We start from the raw sequence: 20,599 nt of genomic DNA, 5'->3' as shown, positions 1-20,599 counted from the left end.
TTAATTGACACGGTTACGCTTTTTGCAAAGTTTGCGCAGCAACGAAGGTATGATGGTGGGCCGTGATGGGCTTGGGTTTCACGGTAGTTATTTTCATGATCGCACTTCCGAATGTGGGCAGCGCGGTTGGTCAGGGCCCGATGTGGGTGGTGATTCACTCACTGGCTTATTACCGGTAGTACGGGTATCGCTGTAGGGGCGGGTCATGACCCGGCCGGTCCAGGCATGCCTGGACCCTACGTTAATTCTCGAACATTCATGACGGATCCAGGCATGCCTGGACCCTACGTTAATTCTCGAATATTCATGACAGATCCACGCATGCCTGGAGCCTGCGTTAATTCTCTCATCAGGCAGCGGCGCAACGCAAAAGGGCGGACCCAAACAGCGGTCCGCCCCTACAGGTCTTAAGCCAACCCGTCCATCCAGCTTAACTACGAATAGATCGCCGTAATGGAAGCGCTGCCCAGCGAATGGAAATGCACGTTGAAACCGACCATAGCGCCACTGGCGTTCTCATCCACCTCCAGCGTCTCTACATCAATGGCATGCACGGTAAAGATATAACGGTGCGATTCGCCTTTCGGCGGTGCCGCGCCGCCGTAACCTGCGCTGCCGAAATCGGTGCGCGTCTGCACCGCGCCGGCTGGCAGCTCCGCTTTGCCGGAACCGGCGCCCTGCGGAAGCTCGCGCACCCCGGCTGGCAGGTTCGCCACCACCCAGTGCCACCAGCCGGAGCCGGTGGGGGCATCGGGGTCATAACAGGTGATAACAAAACTTTTGGTGCCGGCAGGCACGTCATCCCACTTCAGGTGCGGCGACAGGTTATCACCCTGATAACCCATCGCATTCAATACCTGGCGCTCCGGCAGCTTATCGCCGTCGTTAAAATCGTGACTCAAAAGCTTCATTCCATCTCCTTAACTTTCATATTTGAGGCTGCATCTGCGTTAACTGCGCTTGTTATTCGGGCCATCCCTGGCCCTCACCCCTGATGGGGCCGCTGTAAACAGCGATTTGTCATTCTCTTGTCGCCTTGATGCAACCTCAACTATTTTGGTTAGCAATTATTGATGTAACAACTTCAGCAGCTCTTCGGCCGCAGCAGCGGAGGAGGCCGGGTTTTGTCCGGTGACCAGGTGGCCGTCGGTCAGCACATAAACACCCCAGTTATCCGTGTGTTCAAACTGGCCGCCAAGCTTTTTCAGCTCGTCCTCAACCAAAAAAGGTACCACATTCGTCAGCCCAACGGCATGCTCCTCGCTGTTGGTAAAGCCGGTCACCCGTTTGCCCGCCACCAGCGGCGTACCGTCCGGTTTCCTGGCGTGGCGCAGCACGCCCGGCGCGTGGCAGACGGCGGCAACCGGTTTACCGTTGGCGAACAGCGTTTCGATTAAAGCAATACTGGCTTCATCTTCCGCTAAGTCCCACAGCGGGCCGTGGCCTCCGGGGTAGAACACCGCATCGTAATGGCCGGGATCGATATTTTTCAGCTGCTGCGTATTGGCCAGCGCCTGCTGAGCAATGGGGTCCTGGCGGAAGCGTTCGGTATCGGGAGTTTGTGCATCCGGGGCGTCGCTGACCGGATCGAGCGGCGGCTGCCCCCCGGCGGGAGAAGCCAGCACCACATTGATATGGGCGTCAAAAAAGACATAGTACGGCGCGGCGAACTCCTCCAGCCAGAAGCCGGTCTTTTTACCGCTATCGCCCAGCTTATCGTGGGAGGTTAATACCATCAGGATCCTCACGGCCGATCCCCCGCAACGCGAATGACCACCTTGCCGAAGTTTTCCCCCTGCAGCATGCCGATAAAGGTTTCTGGTGCCTTATCCAGACCGTCGACAATATGTTCGCGGAACACCAGGCGATCTTCCGCCACCCACTGGCTCATCTGGCGGAAAAACTCGTCAAAGCGGTGGCCGTAGTCCTGGTTAATGATAAAGCCCTGCACGCGCAGGCGTTTGCGCAGGATCGCACTTTGCAGCAGCGGCAGACGGTCAGGGCCGGCAGGAACGCCGGTGCTGTTGTAGTCAGCTATCAGCCCGCAGACCGGGATGCGCCCTTTGGTATTCATCAGAGGTAATATCGCATCGAATACCCGCCCACCGACGCTTTCAAAGTAGACATCGATACCATCCGGGCAGTGGCGCTTCAGCTGCTGTTCCAGATTGGCATCGCGGTGATCCAGGCAGCGGTCGAAGCCCAGCTTCTCTTCGGCGTAGCGGCATTTCTCCGCACCGCCCGCAATCCCGACCACGTGGCAGCCCTTGATTTTGGCGATCTGCCCGACCAGCGAACCGACAGCCCCCGTGGCGGCCGCGACCACCACCGTCTCGCCCGGCTGCGGGTTACCGATATCCAGCAGGCCCATATAGGCGGTGAAGCCCGGCATGCCCAACATGCCCAGCGCCCAGGAAGGGTGTTCCAGCACCGGGCCGCTGAGCTTAAGCAGGTCTCGCCCGTCAGACAGCGCGAAATCCTGCCAGCCGTTGCCGCTCACCACCCAGTCGCCCGCGCTGAAATCAGGATTTTCTGAACGCTCAACAATCGCTACCGTGCCGCCGCACATCACCTCATTCAGCGCGACCGGCGGAACGTAGGAAGGGGCGTCGCTCATGCGCCCGCGCATGTAAGGGTCGAGGGAGAGCCAGACGGTGCGCAGCAGCACCTGTCCCTGAGCGGGCTGCGGCACGTGCTGAGATTCCAGGCGGAAGTTCGCCTCGGTCGGCGCACCGTGCGGGCGTGAGGCCAGCAGCAGGCGGCGGTTGGTCTGTTTATCTTGTGGCATAGTTCCTCCGATTTCTTAATGCGGCAGTAGTGCCGCTTAAAAACGTTCTAAAAGCGTAGCGCATCACGCTTTTGCCTGCCGGGAGGGTGAGCCGATCCTGATTAATTAAACAGGGCCGGATAAGCAATAGCTTCACTGATGGCGTGCGTTAACTGCGCCAGCGCCGCCGGGGAGATGATATAGGGCGGCATCAGGTAGATCAGGCGACCAAACGGACGGATCCACACGCCCTGTTCGACAAAGAACTGCTGCATCGCCGCCATATTCACCGGTCGCTGCGTCTCTACCACGCCAATCGCGCCCAGCACCCGCACGTCCGCCACGGCAGGGTGGTCGCGCAACGGCAGCAGCGCGGCGGCCAGCTGGCTTTCAATTGCGGCGACCTGAGCAGGCCAGTGGTTCTCCTGCAGTATCGCCAGGCTTTCGGCGGCCACCGCGCAGGCCAGCGGATTGCCCATAAAGGTTGGCCCGTGCATAAAGCAGCCGGCAGTGCCCTGGCTGATGGTATCGGCCACATGGCGGCTGGTCAGCGTGGCGGAGAGCGTCATGCAGCCGCCGGTTAGCGCTTTTCCAACGCAGAGAATATCCGGGGCGATCTGCGCGTGTTCACAGGCAAACAGCCTGCCGGTGCGGCCAAAACCGGTGGCGATCTCATCGGCAATCAGCAGCAGCGAATAGCGGTCGCACAGCGCGCGCACCCGTTGCAGATAGCGCGGATGATAAAAGCGCATCCCGCCCGCGCCCTGTACGATCGGTTCGAGGATGACGGCGCCGATCTGCTGATGATGCGCCACGATCAGCTGCTCCAGCGCATCGGCATCGCTCTCCTGCCACTCATCGTCAAAGCGGCAGGCCGGGGCCGGGGCAAACAGATGCTCGGGCAGATAGCCCTGATACAGGCTGTGCATCGAGTTTTGCGGGTCGCACACCGACATCGCCGCGAAGGTATCGCCGTGATAGCCGTGGCGCAGGGTGAGAAACCGCTGCCGCTTTTCACCGCGCGCCTGCCAGTATTGCAGCGCCATTTTCATCGCCACCTCCACCGCCACCGAGCCGGAATCCGCCAAAAACACGCACTGCAAGTTCTGCGGCACCATGGCCAGTAGCCTGCGGCACAGCGCCACCGCCGCCGGATGGGTTATGCCGCCAAACATCACGTGTGACATCTGCGCCATCTGCGCCTGCAGCGCCCGGTTGAGGCGCGGATGGTTATAACCGTGGATCGCCGCCCACCAGGACGACATGCCGTCGACCAGCTGGCGCCCGTCGGCCAGCTGTAGCGAGGTCTCCTGCGCGGCGACGATCGGGTAGCAGGGCAACGGCGCGGACATCGAGGTGTACGGATGCCAGATGTGGTCACGGTCAAAGGCAAGATCGGCTGGGGTCATAAAATCACTTGTAAACCAAAAATAAAATATTTAGTTTACAAGTATAACCAGGCCGTGAAGACAAATGACAGACTTTTTTGGAGCAAGCAATGGCACATCGTTGGACTATTTCTCAGGCGCAGGCGCTGTTTGAAAAACCCTTTCTCGAACTGATGTTTGAGGCGCAGCAGGTACACCGCCAGCATTTCGACCCGCGCCAGGTGCAGGTCAGTACGCTGCTGTCGATCAAAACCGGCGCCTGTCCTGAGGACTGCAAATACTGTCCGCAGAGCGCGCGCTACAAAACCGGGCTGGAGTCCGAGCGCCTGATGGAAGTGGAGGAGGTGCTGATCTCGGCGCGCAAGGCCAAGGCCGCCGGCTCCGGCCGTTTCTGCATGGGGGCGGCGTGGAAAAATCCGCACGAGCGCGATATGCCGTATCTGGAAAAGATGGTGCAGGGCGTGAAAGCGATGGGGCTGGAAACCTGCATGACGCTGGGGTCGCTGAGCGAGCAGCAGGCGCAGCGACTGGCCGATGCCGGGCTGGATTTCTATAACCATAACCTTGACACCTCGCCGGAATTCTACGGCAGCATTATCACCACGCGCAGCTACCAGGAGCGCCTGGATACGCTGGGCAAGGTGCGCGATGCCGGGATTAAAGTCTGCTCCGGCGGCATTGTCGGATTGGGCGAAACGGTCAGCGACCGCGCCGGGCTACTGGTACAGCTGGCGAACCTGCCCACCCCGCCGGAGAGCGTGCCGATCAACATGCTGGTCAAGGTGAAAGGTACGCCGCTGGCGGATAACGATGACGTCGATCCGTTTGATTTTGTGCGGACCATCGCGGTGGCGCGCATCATGATGCCTGGCTCCCATGTGCGGCTCTCCGCCGGGCGCGAGCAGATGAGCGAACAGACTCAGGCGATGTGCTTTATGGCCGGCGCCAACTCGATCTTCTACGGCTGTAAGCTGCTCACCACGCCGAACCCGGAGGAGGACAAAGATCTGCTGCTGTTCCGCAAGCTGGGTCTCAACCCGCAGCATACGGAGACCCACCGCGGCGATAACGAACAGCAGCAGGCGCTGGCGGCGCAGCTGATGACGGCCGATAACGACCTGTTTTACAACGCGGCACGATAATGGCCTGGTCACAGCGAATGAAGCAGGCGCTGGAAACCCGCCGCCTGCACGGCCAGTATCGCCAGCGGCAGGTGAACGAATACGCCGATGCGCGCAGCCTGCGGGTCGACGGCCATGATTACCGCAATTTCTCTGCCAACGACTACCTCGGGCTGAGCCACGATGCGCGCATTGTGGCCGCCTGGCAGCAGGGCGCGGCCCGCTATGGCGTGGGCGCGGGCGGTTCAGCGCACGTTACCGGCTATCGCGCCCCGCAGGCGGAGTTTGAGCAGCAGCTGGCAGAGTGGCTGAGCTACTCGCGCGCGCTGCTGTTTATCTCCGGCTTTGCCGCTAACCAGGCGGTGATTAGCGCGATGATGGCCAAAGACGATCGTATCTTTGCCGATAAGCTGTGCCACGCCTCGCTGCTGGAAGCCGCCAGCCTCTGCCCGGCCACGCTGCGCCGTTTTAGCCACAATCAGCCGCCCGCGCTGGCTTCCCTGCTGGCCACGGCGGGCAGTGGGGAGACGCTGGTGGTCACCGAAGGGCTGTTCAGCATGGATGGCGACCGCGCCCCGCTGGCGGCGCTGCAGCAGCTGGCTCAGCGGCACAACAGCTGGCTGCTGGTGGATGATGCGCACGGTATTGGCGTCTGCGGCGAACAGGGGCGCGGCAGCTGCTGGCAGCAGGGGGTGAAACCGCAGCTGCTGATCGTCACCTTTGGCAAAGCTTTTGGCGTCAGCGGCGCGGCGCTGCTGTGCGATGACGCCACCGCGGAATATCTGCTGCAGTTTGCCCGTCACCTGATCTACAGCACTGCCATGCCGCCAGCGCAGATCTGTGCGTTGCAGGCGGCACTGGTCTGCGTGCAGCAGGGCGATGAGCAGCGGCAAAGGCTGAGGGATAATATTGGCTATTTTCGCCAGCACGCCAGCGGCTTGCGCTGGAAGCTGGCCGCATCGGACAGCGCCATCCAACCGCTGATGGTCGGCGATGAGCAGGCAGCCCTCGCGCTGGCACAAAGGCTACGCGCGGCGGGCTGCTGGGTGAGTGCCATCCGCCCGCCGACCGTACCGCCCGGCACCTCACGGCTGCGCATCACCCTCAGCGCGGCGCACCACGATTCCGATATCGATGCCCTGCTGGAGGTGCTGCATGCTGCAAATGGTCAATAAACAGGCGGTGGCGGCGGCGTTTGGCCGGGCCGCGCACAGCTATAACCAGCATGCGGAGCTACAGCGCCAGTGCGGAGAACGCCTGATGCAGCTGGCGCGCCCCGGGCAGGAGCTGGAGGTGCTGGATGCCGGCTGCGGCACTGGCTGGTTCAGCCAGCGCTGGCGTGAAAACGGGCATGCCGTCACCGCGCTGGATCTCTCCGCGGATATGCTGCGTCAGGCCGCTGCCGCGCAGGCTGCGCACCATTATCAGCTGGGCGACATTGAGGCGCTGCCGTTTGCCGATAACCACTTTGACCGCAGCTGGAGCAACCTGGCGGTGCAGTGGTGCAGTTCGCTGCCGCAGGCGCTGCGCGAGCTGCAGCGCGTCACGCGCCCCGGCGGGCAGGTGCTGTTTTCCACGCTGCTCGCCGGGTCGCTGAGTGAGCTGCAGCAAGCCTGGCAGCAGCTGGGGCGCTGTGCGCCGGTCAACCGCTTTGCCACGCCAGAGATGATTGCAGAGGCGGCCCGCGGCATGCGGCTGTCGCTCGAGTGCTATCCCCTGACGCTGGCGTTTGCGGACGTGCTCAGCGCGCTGCGTTCCCTGAAGGGCATCGGCGCCACCCATCTGCATCAGGGGCGCGATGCGCTGGCGTTGAGCCGTGGCGCGCTGCAGCGGCTGGAGCAGGTCTGGCCGCGCGATGAACGCGGCTGCCTGCTGAGTTATCAACTGGTATCAGGAGTGATTGAGTGTGAGTAAGCGCTGGTTTGTCACCGGTACGGATACGGAAGTGGGGAAGACAGTGGCCAGCTGTGCACTGTTGCAGGCGGCGAAAGCCGCGGGATGGCGCTGTGCAGGCTACAAGCCGGTGGCCTCCGGCTGTGAGGTGACGCCTCAGGGCGTGCGCAACAGTGATGCGCTGGCGCTGCAGCGCACTGCCAGCGTCTGGCTGCCGTATCAGCAGGTCAACCCGCTGGCGTTTATCGAGCCGACCTCGCCGCATATTGTCAGCGCCGAAGAGCAGCGCCCGATCAGCGCCCGCCAGCTCTCTGCCGGGCTGGAGACGGTTGCACAACAGGCTGACTGGGTGCTGACCGAAGGGGCCGGTGGCTGGTTCACGCCGCTGTCGGAAAGTCTGACCTTTGCCGACTGGGTGGTGCAGGAGCAGCTGCCGGTGATTCTGGTGGTGGGTGTTAAGCTGGGCTGTATTAATCACGCCTTACTCACCGCGCAGGCGATTCAGGCCAGCGGGCTGCAGCTGGCGGGTTGGATTGCCAACGGCGTGCTGCCTGCGGGTAAACGTCACCAGGAGTATATGGCGACGTTAACCCGCACGATCCCGGCACCGCTGCTGGGCGAGATCCCGCATCTGCCGGGTGGAGAGGGGTTTGATGAGGTGGGGCGGTTTATTACCTTGCCGTAAACGGGTCAGGCATGCCTGCCCCCTACGCACATCGTAGGGGACGGGCATGCCCGTCCCGCAAACTTCACACCGCCCCGCAAACTTCACACCGCCCCGCAAACCTCACACCGTCAGCCAGGTATTCACCATGCTCTCATCCAGCTGTGCCACCGTGCCGTGCGCCACGTTGCGCCCGCGGTGCAGCAGCAGGAAGTAGTCAGCCACGCGGCGAATAAACGACAGGCGCTGCTCCAGCAGCAAAATGGTCATCCCGAAATCATGATTCAGGCGATGGATCAGGTTGCCCATCTCCTCTTCCAGCCAGGGCGACATGCCTTCGGTCGGCTCATCCAAAATCAGCAGCTTCGGCTGCAGTACCAGCGCACGCGCCAGCGCCAGCTGCTGCTGCTGGTCGATCGGCAGCTCGCCGCTGCGCTGATGACGCAGCGAATAGAGCGCCGGGAACAGGTCATACACCATCTGGGGGATAGCCCGGTGGCGTTCCATACCGGCACCGGCCAGCAGGGCGATTTGCAGGTTCTCTTCAATACTCATCTGCGAAAAGATGTGTCGCCCCTGCGGAACATAGCCTATCCCCAGCGAGGCGCGTTTTTCCACCGGCTGCAGCAGCAGGTCCTGCGGTGGGCCGTTATCTTCCTGCCAGATCATCGAGCCGCTGTTAATCGGCAAATGCCCCATGATGCAGTTGACCAGCGTGGTTTTTCCCATGCCGGGCTGCCCGAGGATGCCGGTACAGGTGCCAGGTGGCAGATCGAGATCAACATCCCACAATATGTGGTTCTGCCCATAAAATTGATTAATAGAACGTAAGCTGAGCATCTGCACTCTCCTTCAGACAGTTTTCGATCGCACCTGTATTGCTCCCGCTCTTTGTCGTCTGGCAAACAGTCCGGTATCTCGCTATGAAGTACCCGCGGTTTTGTGCTCCTCGCTCTGGTGTTATGCAAGCTGCAAGCGTGAGGCGGTATGGACTAACCAGTGAGTACTTGCAATTAGTGGGCCAGAGGTGGTGAACGGCGGAAAAAAGTAAAAAAAGAGACAAACTGATAACATTCATCCGCAGTTATTGGTCAGCGCGGCTAAACAATTTCCTGCAGTAAGCAGCGTGCTGCACCGGACCAGTGCCGCGGGTTAATCATTTATGGTGCAGCTGCCACGCGAAATGGCAGTGAGAGTCAGGCGGGGAGAATAAAACGTGCCCGGCTGATTGAATGCGCGGTGCATAACATGGCCAATGCCTGGCGAAATCCCCGCTGGCGGGGGTAAAAATAAAGCAAAAAAAAATATTTGGCGGGTCGATCGCAGCGTGGGGACGATTTATACACATCAGACGCCTCAAGCGCTGAAAACAGTTATCCACCATTCCTGTGGATAACCTTGTGCATTAGAGTGTGAAAACCCGCGCAAGGCGAGAGCGGACGCGGCTTGCGCACGGGTTGGTGCGAAACTCGGCTTCTTTATATAAATGATTAAAATCAATTAGTTAATTAAAATCAAGCCACTGGAATATTCCTGATAAGCGCCGGGTCAGATTTGTCAGCAGGCTATTGACAAATGTTAAAAGCGTAAAGCATTTGGGGATAACCTCGACGCCTGTTTTGCGCATTCGTTTGCGCAACGGGCGGCAAAAGTGCAGACGGGCTCTCTTCTGATGCATCATGCAAAACAACTGTAATTTTATCCAGTCTTTTTTGCTGGCAAAATCGTCAGGGCAGAGTAGAATTACAGTCCGGTTCGCGCACTTCATTTTTCAGGTAGCCCTTCAATGAGCAAAGTCTTTAAACTCAACTCCGATTTCAAACCATCTGGCGATCAGCCTGAGGCGATTCGACGCCTTGAAGAGGGGCTGGAAGATGGTCTTGCCCATCAGACGCTGCTGGGCGTGACCGGATCCGGTAAAACCTTCACCGTCGCCAACGTGATTGCCGACCTGAACCGCCCGACCATGGTGCTGGCCCCTAACAAGACGCTGGCGGCGCAGCTGTACGGCGAGATGAAAGAGTTTTTCCCTGATAACGCCGTGGAATACTTCGTCTCGTATTACGACTACTACCAGCCGGAAGCCTATGTGCCCAGCTCCGACACCTTTATTGAGAAAGATGCCTCGGTTAACGAACATATCGAGCAAATGCGTCTTTCCGCCACTAAAGCCCTGCTGGAGCGGCGCGACGTTATCGTGGTCTCCTCCGTTTCTGCGATTTACGGCCTTGGCGACCCTGACCTCTACCTCAAAATGATGCTGCACCTGACGCGCGGTATGGTGATTGACCAGCGCGCCATCCTGCGCCGCCTGGCGGAGCTGCAGTACACGCGTAACGACCAGGCATTCCAGCGCGGAACGTTCCGCGTGCGCGGAGAGGTGATAGACATCTTCCCGGCAGAGTCGGACGACTACGCGCTGCGCGTGGAGCTGTTTGATGAAGAGGTTGAGCGGCTCTCAATTTTCGACCCGCTGACCGGTCAGATTGAGTCGGTGATCCCGCGCTACACCATCTACCCGAAAACGCACTACGTCACGCCGCGTGAGCGCATTGTGCAGGCGATGGAAGAGATTAAAGTTGAACTGGCGGAGCGCAAAAAGGTGCTGCTGGAAAACAACAAGCTGCTGGAAGAGCAGCGCATCAGCCAGCGCACCCAGTTTGACCTCGAAATGATGAACGAGCTGGGCTACTGCTCCGGTATCGAAAACTACTCGCGCTACCTCTCCGGGCGCGGTCCTGGCGAAGCACCGCCCACGCTGTTTGACTACCTGCCTGCCGATGGTCTGCTGGTGATTGACGAATCCCACGTCACTATTCCGCAGATTGGCGGGATGTACAAAGGCGACCGCTCGCGCAAAGAGACGCTGGTCGAGTATGGCTTCCGCCTGCCGTCGGCGCTGGACAACCGCCCGATGAAGTTTGAAGAGTTTGAGGCGCTGGCGCCGCAGACTATTTACGTCTCCGCTACGCCGGGCAATTATGAGCTGGAGAAATCCGGCGGCGATGTGATTGACCAGGTGGTGCGCCCAACCGGCCTGCTCGACCCGATTGTCGAAGTGCGCCCGGTGGGTACCCAGGTGGATGACCTGCTGTCGGAGATCCGCAAGCGCGTGCAGATTAACGAGCGCGTGCTGGTCACGGTGCTGACCAAACGCATGGCGGAAGATTTAACCGAATACCTGACGGAGCACGGCGAGCGCGTGCGCTATCTGCACTCGGATATTGATACCGTTGAGCGTGTTGAGATCATTCGCGATTTGCGCCTCGGTAAATTTGACGTGCTGGTGGGGATTAACCTGCTGCGAGAAGGGCTGGATATGCCGGAAGTGTCGCTGGTGGCAATCCTCGATGCCGATAAAGAGGGCTTCCTGCGCTCCGAACGCTCGCTGATCCAGACCATTGGCCGCGCCGCACGTAACCTCAACGGTAAAGCGATTCTCTACGGTGATAAGATCACCCCGTCGATGGAGCGCGCTATAGGCGAAACCGAGCGTCGCCGCGAGAAACAGGAGCAGTACAACAAGGAGAACGGCATTGTACCGCAGGGGCTGAACAAGAAAATTGCCGATATTCTTGAGCTGGGCCAGGGGCTGGCGAAGAACAAAGCTAAGCCGCGCAATATGAAAGGTAAGAGCCTGGTGGAAGATGATGCGACCTATGTCGATCTGTCGCCAGCCGGGCTGCAGAAGCGCATTCACCAGCTGGAAGCGCAGATGCAGCAGCACGCGCAGAATCTGGAGTTTGAAGAGGCCGCCCAGGTGCGTGACCAGCTGCACCAGGTGCGCGAGCTGTTTATCGCCGCATCGTAACAGGCTGGGCTGATTTTCGTAGGGGTCAGGCAAGCCTGACCCTGTTGCTGTTCGGGCGAGGCATGCCTGACCCGGTTCAGTTCGGGCGAGGCATGCCTCGCCCCTACGCGATGGCGCGTCGTTTCGAAATGGCCTATACCATCGCCTGCACCGCGTGCTCCAGCGCCAGGCGCAGCAGCTGGCGGTCGTGGCGATAGGGAATATCTCCGGCCTCCAGCGGCTCCTGAATCACCATGCGGTCGCTCAGATGGCTGCTGTCAACCTTCGGCCCCAGCACCAGCGCATCAATCACCCGTTTACCGATCGCCTTCTCCATCATCGCCAGCTTATCCACCACCGTCAGCTGTGCTGCTGCCGGGCTGAGCTCTTTACCGAGATTGCCAATAAACACCATCGTCGCCGGGGTACGGCGCAGCGCCTGGGCGATTTCCGGCAGCAGCAGCACCGGCATCAGGCTGGTATAGAAACTGCCGGGGCCAATCAGGATCAGGTCGGCTTCGCCAATCGCTTCTACCGCTTCACGCGTGGCGCTGACGGCAGGGGAGAGCATTAACTCCTGCGGCGGCTGGGTCAGCTGGTCAATTTCAGTCTCGCCATAAACCAGGTGACCCTCGCTATCCAGCGCCACCAGGTCGACGGGCTGCTCTGACATCGGGATAAGAAACGCATCCACCTTCAGCAGATTGCGGATCAGGTTTATCGCCTCAAACGGGCGCACGCTGAGATGATCGAGCGCCTTCAGCATCAGGTTGCCGAGATTATGGCCGGCCAGCTCGCCGTTACCGGCAAAGCGATACTCAAACATTGCCGAGGCCACGCTCGGCTCGGCGATCAGCTGGTTAAGGCAGTTACGCATATCACCCCAGGCAATACCGCCTTCCGAGCGGCGAATGCGCCCGGTGGAGCCGCCATTATCCGTGGTGGTCACAATGCCGGTAAGGCGGGAACCCAGCGGAGAAAGTGCGGACATCACACGACCCAGGCCGTGCCCGCCGCCTAATGCCACCACGCGGTCGAGGTCAGCTAAAGTGCGATTGCGCATAGTTATTGTCATCATCATGGTTGAAACGTTGATAAAAGCTATTTTACGCTAAACGGGTGTTAAAATGCCGGGAAAAAACGTTATATCTCAAAGTATATAGCGAAACTCTGTTCTGGTATCGCGTAGTCAGAAGCGCTAAAATTTTTAAACCATGGTTTACCGATGTCCGGTAAATCACACTTAAGCCCTGATACCTAAGTCCTGCTGGATACGGTCTCCTGGCCGCAACCCCGAGTTGCCAGGGTGCAGAAAGAAATGACTGCATCTCCCCTCTTTGGAAAGGTGTTCTGGTGCCACAATTTGCTGATAGTTTCGACCGCAGGTTCTATTACCTGCGTCTGTCGATCACCGATGTATGCAACTTCCGTTGCACATACTGTCTGCCTGACGGTTATAAACCACAGGGTATTCAGAACAAAAGCTTCCTGTCGCTGGATGAAATCCGTCGCGTCACGCGGGCGTTCGCCGCTGCGGGCACCGAAAAAGTGCGCCTGACCGGCGGCGAGCCTTCAATGCGCCGTGACTTTACGGACATCATTGCGGCGGTGCGCGACAACCCCTCTATTCGCCAGCTGGCGGTGACCACTAACGGCTATCGCCTGCAGCGCGATGTTGCCGAGTGGCGGGCTGCCGGGCTGACCGCACTCAACGTCAGTATCGACAGCCTTGATGCGCGCCAGTTCCACGCCATTACCGGCCAGGACAAATTTCATCAGGTGATGCGCGGTATCGATGCCGCTTTTGACGCCGGGTTCAGCAAGGTGAAGGTCAATACCGTGCTGATGCGCGACGTGAATCACCACAGCCTGGATACCTTTCTTGCCTGGGTGCGCACGCGCCCGATCCAGCTGCGTTTTATTGAGCTGATGGAAACCGGTGACGGCGGGGCGCTGTTCCGCAAACATCACGTTTCTGGCGAAGTGATCCGCGACCAGCTGCTGCAGCAGGGCTGGGTGCGTCAGGCGCGCGCGCGCAGTGACGGCCCGGCGCAGGTATTCCGGCATGCCGACTATCAGGGTGAAATTGGCCTGATTATGCCGTATGAAAAGGACTTCTGTGCCAGCTGTAACCGCCTGCGCGTGTCGGCGATTGGCAATCTGCATCTCTGCCTGTTTGGTGAGAGCGGCGTACCGCTCAGAGATCTGCTGGCGGATGACAGCCAGCAGGCGGAACTGCAGGCGCGTATCGCCAGCAGTCTGACCAGCAAAAAGCAAACCCACTTCCTGCACCAGGGCAATACCGGCATCACGCAGAATCTCTCATTTATCGGCGGTTAAGCTAAGGACTTGATTATGAGCAAAACATCGACGGATTTTACCCCCCTTAACGTGGCGGTGCTGACCGTCTCCGACCGCCATACGGCGGAGAGCGACAGCTCCGGCAGCTATCTGCGGGAGGCCGCGATCGAGGCCGGGCATCAGGTGCTTGACCATGCCATCGTGCCCGATAACCGCTACCGTATTCGCGCCGTGGTCTCCAGCTGGATCGCCAGCAGGGATGTGCAGGTGGTGCTGATCAACGGCGGTACCGGTTTTAATGAGAAAAACAGCACCCCGGAAGCGCTGCTGCCGCTGTTCGATCGTGAAGTGGAAGGATTTGGCGAGCTGTTCCGCATGATCTCCTGGGAGGATATTGGCACCTCCACCATCCAGTCGCGCGCGGTGGCTGGCGTCGCCAATCAGACGCTGATCCTCGCCGTGCCCGGTTCCACCAGCGCCTGTCAGCTGGCGTGGGAGCGCATAATTCAGCCACAGCTGGATGCCCGAACTCGCCCGTGTAATTTTGTTTCGCATGTGAAGAAGCCGTAAATGTCTCAGTTAACTCATATTAATGCCGCCGGTGAGGCGCATATGGTGGACGTTTCCACCAAACAGGAAACCGTGCGTGAAGCGCGGGCAGAAGCGTTCGTGGTGATGCACCCGGAGACGCTGCAGATGATTATCGACGGCAGCCACCATAAGGGTGACGTCTTTGCCACGGCGCGCATTGCCGGCATCCAGGCGGCAAAACGCACCTGGGAGCTGATCCCGCTCTGCCACCCGCTGCTGCTGAGCAAGGTGGAAGTGTCGCTGGAAGCCCAGCCGCAGCACAACCGCGTGCGCATCGAGTCGCTGTGCCGCCTGACCGGGAAAACCGGCGTGGAGATGGAAGCGCTGACCGCGGCCTCCGTTGCCGCGCTGACCATCTACGACATGTGCAAAGCGGTGCAGAAAGATATCACCATCGAACAGTGCCGCCTGCTGAGTAAGAGCGGTGGGAAATCCGGTGATTTTCAGGCGGTGAGCCATGATTAACGTGCTGTTTTTTGCCCAGGTGCGCGAGCTGGTTGGCACCGCCAGCCTTGAACTGCCCGCCGAATTTACCAGCGTAGAAGCCCTGCGCAGCGAGCTGGCGCAGAAGGGCGATCGCTGGGCGCTGGCGCTGGAGTCCGGCAAGCTGCTGGCGGCGGTTAATCAGACGCTGGTGCCGATGGCGCATCCGCTGCGCGCCGGGGATGAAGTCGCCTTCTTCCCGCCGGTCACCGGGGGCTGAGATGGAGACGCGAATTCGGGTTGGCAGCGAACCATTTAATATGGCCGACGAGTATCAGTGGCTGGCCGCCTGCGATGAAGATGGGGCGGTGGTGACCTTTACCGGCAAAGTGCGCAATCACAACCTTGGTGATAACGTCAGTGCCCTGGCCCTCGAACACTATCCGGGCATGACCGAAAAAGCGCTGGCGGAGATCGTAGCCGAGGCGCGCCGCCGCTGGCCAATGCAGCGCGTCACCGTCATCCATCGCGTGGGTGAACTGTTCCCGGGCGATGAGATCGTGCTGGTGGGGGTCAGTGGCGCGCACCGTGGTGCCGCCTTTGACGCGGCGGAATTTATCATGGATCGGCTGAAAACCCGTGCGCCGTTCTGGAAGCGTGAAGCCACGCCAGACGGGGAGCGCTGGGTCGAGGCTAAACAGAGCGACCGCGACGCCGCCGCACGCTGGGAAAAATAGGGTACACTGCGTCTTTTCTTTGGCTAAGGATCTTCATGAGCCGTTTCTCTTTGAGACACCTCGCGCCGCTGGCCCTGCTGGTGCTGGCGGGCTGTAGTAACCCGACGTCGAAAACCACGCCTGCCGCGCGCCCGACCGATGTGAAAGCCCAGATCGCCCGGCTGTTACCGCCCGGCGTCAGCGATCGCCAGGGCTGGGCCAGCGATATCTATGTCGCCTTCAACGGCCAGGAGATTGACCCTTCGGTCAGCAATCTGTGCGCGGTGATCGCCGTTACCGGGCAGGAGTCCAACTTCAGCGCCGATGCCAATGTGGCCGGCCTGCCGAAAATCGCCTGGGGCGAGATTGACCGCCGCGCAGGGCAGCTGCATATCCCATCATTCCTGGTGCGCACCGCGCTGCTGATCAAATCCCCCAACGGCAAAAGCTATGCCGATCGCCTCGATCATGTCTCCAGTGAAAAAGAGCTGAGCGCGATCTTCGATGATTTTATCGATATGGTGCCGATGGGGCAGAAGCTGTTTGGCAATCTCAACCCGATCCACACCGGCGGCCCGATGCAGGTCAGCATTGCCTTTGCCGAAGCGCACAGTAAAGGCTACCCGTATCAGGTTGACGGCTCGATCCGGCGCGAAGTCTTCAGCCGACGCGGTGGGATGTGGTTCGGCACCCTGCATCTGCTGGGCTATCCGGCCAATTATACTGCGCCGCTGTATCGCTTTGCCGACTTCAACGCGGGCTGGTATGCCAGCCGTAACGCCGCATTCCAGGCGGCGGTATCCCGGCTGAGCGGCATCAATCTGGCGCTGGATGGTGACCTGATCAACTACGGGTCCGACAGTGCAGGCTCAACCGAGAAAGCGGTACGCACCCTCGGCAAGCGTCTGGACTTCAGCGAGCGGGCGATCCGCCGGGCGCTGGAGAAAGGGGAGAGCATCGACTTCGAGAAAACCGACCTGTACAAGTCGGTATTCGCGCTGGCGGATAAAGACGCCGGTAAAAGATTACCGCGTGAAGTGCTGCCGGGCATCAAGCTGGAAAGCCCGAAAATTACCCGTAATCTGACCACCGCCTGGTTTGCCCAGCGCGTGAATACGCGTTATCAGAGCTGTATCAGCCGTCAGTAATCTGCTGTAACGGGCCGATCGAAAAGGATGATCGGCCCCTGCGATTACAGCCGGGTTGACGGGCCGATCGAAAAAGATGATCGGCCCCTACGGTTACGCTCTGGTGTAGGGGCCGACCGCTTTTCTGGTCGGCCCTTACGGTTACGCTCTGTTGTAGGGGCCGACCGCTTTTCTGGTCGGCCCTCGATCCCCGTTACGCCGTTTCCAGCTTAAACAGCTGCACGGTCTGCGCCAGCGTCTTCGCCTGATCCTCCAGCGATGCGGCGGCGGCCGACATCTGCTGCACCAGCGCGGAGTTCTGCTGCGTTGCGCCATCCATCTGATTGACCGCGACCGTCACCTGACCGATGCCCTGCGACTGTTCATCGGAGGCATGCACAATCTCGCCGATAATGGTCTTCACCGAGTTTACCGCCTGCGTCATCTCCTGCATGGTTTTCCCGGCGCTCTGCACCAGATCCACCCCGTGGTCGACGCGCTGGGTCGATTCGGCGATCAGCGCGGAGATATCCTTCACCGCATTGGCGCTGCGCTGTGCCAGGCTGCGCACTTCCGCCGCCACCACCGCAAAGCCGCGCCCCTGCTCCCCGGCGCGTGCTGCTTCAACCGCCGCGTTCAGCGCCAGAATATTGGTCTGGAAGGCAATGCCGTTGATAATGCTGGTGATAGCACCAATCTTCTGCGAGCTCTCATCAATCTGCTGCATAATCTGCACCACCTGCGACACCAGCTGCTCGCCGCGCCGGGCGATGTCGGTAGCGTTATCCGTCAGCGCCGTTGCCTGGTGGGCATTATCAGCATTGTGCTTCACCGTGGCGGTTAACTGCTCCATGCTGGCTGCCGTCTCTTCCAGCGCCGCAGCCTGTTGCTCGGTGCGTGAAGCGAGGTCAAGGTTGCCGCTGGCGATCTCTTCCGCCCCCTGACGTACCGAGTCGCTGGCGGAGATAATCTCACCCACCATATTGCGCAGCTGGTGCTGCATGGTCTGCATGGCGAAGAAAATACTCTGCTTATCGTTCTCTTTCACCGGGATAGTGGCGCTGAGATCGCCCTCTGCCACCGCCAGCGCAATATCCGCCGCCTGACGCGGCTCCCCGCCGATCGGTTTCGCCACTTTGCGGCTGAACACCAGCCCCAGCACGCCGCACACCACCACAATACTGATTACCGCCATTATCAGCGCATACATCAGCTGGCGGTTCGCCGCGGCCATCACCAGCTTCACCGGCGCGGCAACGCCGAGATACCATGAAGCCTGGCTGTTGCCAACGGTGATCGGACGCCAGGTTTGCAGCACATCCTCACCCAAAACCGGGTCGTAGCGCTGGATTATCTGGCTGCTGAACTTGTCGGTTTCGCCTTTATAGGGCTTACCGGCATCGTCCTTGTTTGGGCTGGAAACCACTTTGCCGGCGGTGGAGAGCAGCATGGCATAGCCTGCGCCTTGCCACGGTTTGATTTTACTCACTTTTTCCTGCAGCGAGGCGAGTGAAATATCGGAGGTGGTCACGGCTTTCACCTTGCCATCATCAAAAATCACCGCCGAAACGGAGGTCAGCAGGGTGGGGACGCCTTCATAGGCGAAGCTGTAAGGTTCGGCCAGCGTGTCGCGTTCCAGCTTGCGTGGTACCAGATAGTAGTCGCCATCACCCGGGGTAAGAAATGTCCCCATCAGATGGCTTTGATAGGCACCCGCTTTATCCCGATCGACATAGCGCGAGAAGCGCCCCCCCGGCGGCGAACCAGGCTGGCTGGCGAACTCCGCATCGCGTCCATCTAAAACATTGGGTTCGAGAACCGCCGACATCGACAGATAGCTGGGGTTCATCTTCAGCGCATAAACCATAATCTGTTCCGCCTGAGCGCGGTCAGTGATGCCCGCGGCGGGTAGGGCAATCAGGCTCTGGCCCATGGCGGCTGCGACGGTGCGCGCATACTCCAGCTCTTTCTGCACCGATAGCGCCTGGCTCTGGGCGATCTGCCCGAGATAATCTTCCGCCAGCTTTTTCTGCTGCTGGCTCGACTGCCAGCTCAGCAAGCCAATGGTGAGGCTGAAACCCAGGGTGATTGTCAATACCCCAGTGAGCAGCATCAGCGTGCGGGTGCTCATTCTCTTTTTTGCTACTGTCTGACTCTGCATGTGACCTTCCCCGATGTGGCAAAATGTACCCGTTAGTCACTTCCTGTTTTGCAACCTCCTTTGCTCAGTCTATCGGCAGTCATTGAGCAATCTTTATCCGGCAGATGGATTTATTGGATAAATTCGGCGTGAGATAAAACTCTGCCTGTCAGTCACGACCTCGGATAATCAACACACTTTGCCCTGCGTCAGTTAAGCGATAAGCGCCAGTTGTGGCTGCCCAGCGGGTGATTTTGCGCTGTAATTTAGCGCTGAAGATCGGCAAAAGCCCTGGCAATCAATACGATCCAGCTTTGGGTGTCGAATGACTTCCCCCGAGTCCATTATTTTCCTATTGGCAAGGTCAGGTGTTAAGTAGGAAGTAAAGTTCAGGTGGGTAATAAATAGCGCATGAATAAGACAATGTGCTCTCGTTATATCAATCAGGTGAATGTAGCGGATAGCATCAGGAAACCGGGAGAGGTTAAGGCGTGATGCTTATTGGTTATTTTAACGCTATTCCGTACGGTATCATTGCTTGCGAGGCTGTACTCTATTTTTCTTGATAGTTTTTTTCGCTTCGGGAAAACTTGATTTAGGAATATTCAGTATCGATCTGTACCCTGGCCTCTACCATGCCGATTTTTTCTTGGTGAAAATCCTAAAAATAAAAAAATAGTTTATCTCCTAATAGCGGGGGCATTGCCCCCTTTGCAAGATTTCAACGCATAACCCCAGATTTTAATAGCGGGTAGGGTGTGGGTATTAACTGGCTATTTCTTTCCAATAAGTCTCTTTATAAGCGTCAAAAAAATCTTTGTTCTTCGCCCTTTAATATGTGCAAGCTCTTTATTGTTATGATTTCTATAGTAAATTTTCCTCCTTTTTTTGGTTTGATAGTGATATAAAATGCTGAAAAATATGATTAAAGGTAAGGTGAATAAAAGTAATAGTTGTAACATTTTACACGCTCTCTCTTATGTCGTCTTTAGTAAGAATATTCCGTCAGAAAGATGTTTAATACCAAAAGTGCCCAATGTCTATAGTTTGAAAAAAAATTAAGTTTGAGTATAGTTTTAATCAAGGGAGTATTTTTACCTGACAGGTAGAGGTTGCTATGTTAAATAAAATCTGCAGTATGAAATTTAGGAATATTCTACTGATCTCTGACGATACATTCCTCTGTGCGGGGGTTGGGTTTTTACCCGCGCTGAATCGTAGGGTGGAGTGTTTAAATCTCGAAAGTTTTATCGGTAGTGAGGTCAATGAGGCGGATATTGTTCTTCTGGATCTCCTTTCCTGGCAGACATGTACGTTTAGCGTTAAAACATCAATGACCGAGATAATAAATAACCATGCGAGAATGATAATGATTACTTGCGGGGTTTTTCAGGAGCTTCTTACTGATATTTTGTACCCTAATACATTGAAAGTTAATCGAAAGGAAATCGTTCACCTGCTAAATAAGTTGTGCGGATTGTAGTTTTCATACAGATTCGAACCCACGCCCAAAAGAAAGGTGAGGAAGTTTCTGACCAAGAGGGAGTTTGATGTTTTACATGAGTTTATAACAGGGAGTGGATCAGGGATAATAAGTAATAAATTTAATATAAATTGCAAAACGGTGAGTTCACACAAGCTGTCTGCGTTAGGTAAAATTGGGTGCAAAAATATGGCT

Annotated in this window: 18 protein-coding genes and 1 riboswitch; of the genes, 11 read left to right on the top strand and 7 right to left on the bottom strand. The window is 58.3% G+C overall.

All coding sequences use genetic code 11. The annotated features are described in order from the left end of the window. Positions 1–434: 434 nt before the first annotated feature. The 4 genes from QLG07_RS17490 to bioA all read right to left on the bottom strand — a co-directional run bounded on the left by QLG07_RS17490 (position 435) and on the right by bioA (position 4,176). Complete coding sequence (locus tag QLG07_RS17490) at positions 435–911, bottom strand: kinase inhibitor (RefSeq protein ID WP_048916689.1); 477 nt, start codon at positions 909–911, stop codon at positions 435–437. Between the two features lie 156 nt (positions 912–1,067). Then, complete coding sequence (locus QLG07_RS17485) at positions 1,068–1,748, bottom strand: type 1 glutamine amidotransferase domain-containing protein (protein WP_048916688.1); 681 nt, start codon at positions 1,746–1,748, stop codon at positions 1,068–1,070. Continuing rightward, entirely contained in the window at positions 1,745–2,788 is a 1,044-nt protein-coding gene (locus QLG07_RS17480) for an NADP-dependent oxidoreductase (protein ID WP_048916687.1), read from the bottom strand. Before QLG07_RS17480 ends, QLG07_RS17485 begins: the two co-directional genes overlap by 4 nt. 101 nt (positions 2,789–2,889) lie before the next feature. Further along, positions 2,890–4,176 carry an adenosylmethionine--8-amino-7-oxononanoate transaminase gene (bioA, locus tag QLG07_RS17475; protein WP_187497499.1) on the bottom strand — a complete coding sequence of 429 codons (1,287 nt, stop codon included), beginning with the start codon at positions 4,174–4,176 and terminating at the stop codon, positions 2,890–2,892. An 89-nt stretch (positions 4,177–4,265) separates the two neighbouring features. Between bioA and bioB the strand changes: the two genes are divergently transcribed. Genes bioB through bioD form a run of 4 tightly spaced genes read left to right on the top strand, consistent with a single transcriptional unit; the run spans position 4,266 to position 7,854 of the window. Further along, complete coding sequence (gene bioB, locus QLG07_RS17470; RefSeq protein WP_048916685.1) at positions 4,266–5,297, top strand: biotin synthase BioB; 1,032 nt, start codon at positions 4,266–4,268, stop codon at positions 5,295–5,297. Next, on the top strand, positions 5,297–6,451 hold the full coding sequence (gene bioF / locus QLG07_RS17465) for an 8-amino-7-oxononanoate synthase (protein WP_282469777.1): 1,155 nt from the start codon (positions 5,297–5,299) through the stop codon (positions 6,449–6,451). Before bioB ends, bioF begins: the two co-directional genes overlap by 1 nt. After that, complete coding sequence (gene bioC, locus QLG07_RS17460) at positions 6,432–7,190, top strand: malonyl-ACP O-methyltransferase BioC (protein WP_282469776.1); 759 nt, start codon at positions 6,432–6,434, stop codon at positions 7,188–7,190. The genes bioF and bioC overlap by 20 nt, the downstream gene beginning before the upstream one ends. Continuing rightward, complete coding sequence (gene bioD / locus QLG07_RS17455; RefSeq protein WP_282469775.1) at positions 7,183–7,854, top strand: dethiobiotin synthase; 672 nt, start codon at positions 7,183–7,185, stop codon at positions 7,852–7,854. Before bioC ends, bioD begins: the two co-directional genes overlap by 8 nt. A gap of 102 nt (positions 7,855–7,956) precedes the next feature. Here bioD and QLG07_RS17450 read toward each other — a convergent pair whose 3' ends face one another. After that, positions 7,957–8,673, bottom strand: a complete 717-nt coding sequence (locus QLG07_RS17450) for an ATP-binding cassette domain-containing protein (RefSeq protein WP_048916681.1) — start codon at positions 8,671–8,673, stop codon at positions 7,957–7,959. A gap of 946 nt (positions 8,674–9,619) precedes the next feature. Here QLG07_RS17450 and uvrB point away from each other — a divergent pair. Beyond that, entirely contained in the window at positions 9,620–11,644 is a 2,025-nt protein-coding gene (gene uvrB, locus QLG07_RS17445) for an excinuclease ABC subunit UvrB (RefSeq protein ID WP_048916680.1), read from the top strand. 133 nt (positions 11,645–11,777) lie between these two features. Here the strand turns inward: uvrB and yvcK are convergent, their stop codons facing one another. Then, positions 11,778–12,686, bottom strand: a complete 909-nt coding sequence (gene yvcK / locus QLG07_RS17440) for a uridine diphosphate-N-acetylglucosamine-binding protein YvcK (RefSeq protein WP_048916679.1) — start codon at positions 12,684–12,686, stop codon at positions 11,778–11,780. Between the two features lie 165 nt (positions 12,687–12,851). After that, positions 12,852–12,987: riboswitch (molybdenum cofactor riboswitch) on the top strand. Between yvcK and moaA the strand changes: the two genes are divergently transcribed. The 6 genes from moaA (at position 12,977) to QLG07_RS17410 (ending at position 16,802) form a co-directional block, all read left to right on the top strand. Beyond that, positions 12,977–13,963: a GTP 3',8-cyclase MoaA gene (moaA, locus tag QLG07_RS17435; protein WP_191149934.1), complete on the top strand. Its 987-nt coding sequence runs from the start codon at positions 12,977–12,979 to the stop codon at positions 13,961–13,963. Its footprint overlaps the riboswitch before it by 11 nt. A gap of 15 nt (positions 13,964–13,978) precedes the next feature. Continuing rightward, positions 13,979–14,494: a molybdenum cofactor biosynthesis protein B gene (gene moaB / locus QLG07_RS17430; protein WP_048916677.1), complete on the top strand. Its 516-nt coding sequence runs from the start codon at positions 13,979–13,981 to the stop codon at positions 14,492–14,494. Then, the gene (moaC, locus tag QLG07_RS17425) at positions 14,495–14,980 is read left to right on the top strand and encodes a cyclic pyranopterin monophosphate synthase MoaC (RefSeq protein ID WP_187498531.1); all 486 of its coding nucleotides are present in this window, start codon (positions 14,495–14,497) and stop codon (positions 14,978–14,980) included. Next, on the top strand, positions 14,973–15,218 hold the full coding sequence (moaD, locus tag QLG07_RS17420) for a molybdopterin synthase sulfur carrier subunit (protein ID WP_048916675.1): 246 nt from the start codon (positions 14,973–14,975) through the stop codon (positions 15,216–15,218). Before moaC ends, moaD begins: the two co-directional genes overlap by 8 nt. Position 15,219: 1 nt before the next feature. Further along, a complete protein-coding gene (moaE, locus tag QLG07_RS17415) occupies positions 15,220–15,675 on the top strand; it encodes a molybdopterin synthase catalytic subunit MoaE (RefSeq protein WP_048916674.1) in 456 nt (151 codons plus the stop codon). A 35-nt stretch (positions 15,676–15,710) separates the two neighbouring features. Further along, positions 15,711–16,802 carry a DUF1615 domain-containing protein gene (locus tag QLG07_RS17410; RefSeq protein WP_282469774.1) on the top strand — a complete coding sequence of 364 codons (1,092 nt, stop codon included), beginning with the start codon at positions 15,711–15,713 and terminating at the stop codon, positions 16,800–16,802. A 193-nt stretch (positions 16,803–16,995) separates the two neighbouring features. Here the strand turns inward: QLG07_RS17410 and QLG07_RS17405 are convergent, their stop codons facing one another. After that, positions 16,996–18,942, bottom strand: coding sequence for a methyl-accepting chemotaxis protein (locus QLG07_RS17405; RefSeq protein ID WP_048916672.1), 1,947 nt, complete (start codon positions 18,940–18,942; stop codon positions 16,996–16,998). Positions 18,943–20,599 lie beyond the last annotated feature (1,657 nt).

The sequence above is a fragment of the Erwinia sp. V90_4 genome, from assembly GCF_029967685.1.
Lineage (GTDB): Bacteria > Pseudomonadota > Gammaproteobacteria > Enterobacterales > Enterobacteriaceae > Erwinia > Erwinia aphidicola.
Note: the sequence above shows the minus strand (reverse complement) of the source record. Positions and strands in the feature narration are given on the sequence as shown.

Bases quoted from the DNA above. Each gene is read 5' to 3' on its own strand.
- QLG07_RS17450 (WP_048916681.1), bottom strand. From the start codon at position 8,673: ATGCTCAGCTTACGTTCTATTAATCAATTTTATGGGCAGAACCACATA.
- moaE (WP_048916674.1), top strand. From the start codon at position 15,220: ATGGAGACGCGAATTCGGGTTGGCAGCGAACCATTTAATATGGCCGAC.
- bioA (WP_187497499.1), bottom strand. From the start codon at position 4,176: ATGACCCCAGCCGATCTTGCCTTTGACCGTGACCACATCTGGCATCCG.
- QLG07_RS17490 (WP_048916689.1), bottom strand. From the start codon at position 911: ATGAAGCTTTTGAGTCACGATTTTAACGACGGCGATAAGCTGCCGGAG.
- moaB (WP_048916677.1), top strand. From the start codon at position 13,979: ATGAGCAAAACATCGACGGATTTTACCCCCCTTAACGTGGCGGTGCTG.
- QLG07_RS17405 (WP_048916672.1), bottom strand. From the start codon at position 18,942: ATGCAGAGTCAGACAGTAGCAAAAAAGAGAATGAGCACCCGCACGCTG.
- moaD (WP_048916675.1), top strand. From the start codon at position 14,973: ATGATTAACGTGCTGTTTTTTGCCCAGGTGCGCGAGCTGGTTGGCACC.
- bioC (WP_282469776.1), top strand. From the start codon at position 6,432: ATGCTGCAAATGGTCAATAAACAGGCGGTGGCGGCGGCGTTTGGCCGG.
- bioF (WP_282469777.1), top strand. From the start codon at position 5,297: ATGGCCTGGTCACAGCGAATGAAGCAGGCGCTGGAAACCCGCCGCCTG.
- QLG07_RS17410 (WP_282469774.1), top strand. From the start codon at position 15,711: ATGAGCCGTTTCTCTTTGAGACACCTCGCGCCGCTGGCCCTGCTGGTG.
- uvrB (WP_048916680.1), top strand. From the start codon at position 9,620: ATGAGCAAAGTCTTTAAACTCAACTCCGATTTCAAACCATCTGGCGAT.
- yvcK (WP_048916679.1), bottom strand. From the start codon at position 12,686: ATGCGCAATCGCACTTTAGCTGACCTCGACCGCGTGGTGGCATTAGGC.
- moaC (WP_187498531.1), top strand. From the start codon at position 14,495: ATGTCTCAGTTAACTCATATTAATGCCGCCGGTGAGGCGCATATGGTG.
- QLG07_RS17480 (WP_048916687.1), bottom strand. From the start codon at position 2,788: ATGCCACAAGATAAACAGACCAACCGCCGCCTGCTGCTGGCCTCACGC.
- bioB (WP_048916685.1), top strand. From the start codon at position 4,266: ATGGCACATCGTTGGACTATTTCTCAGGCGCAGGCGCTGTTTGAAAAA.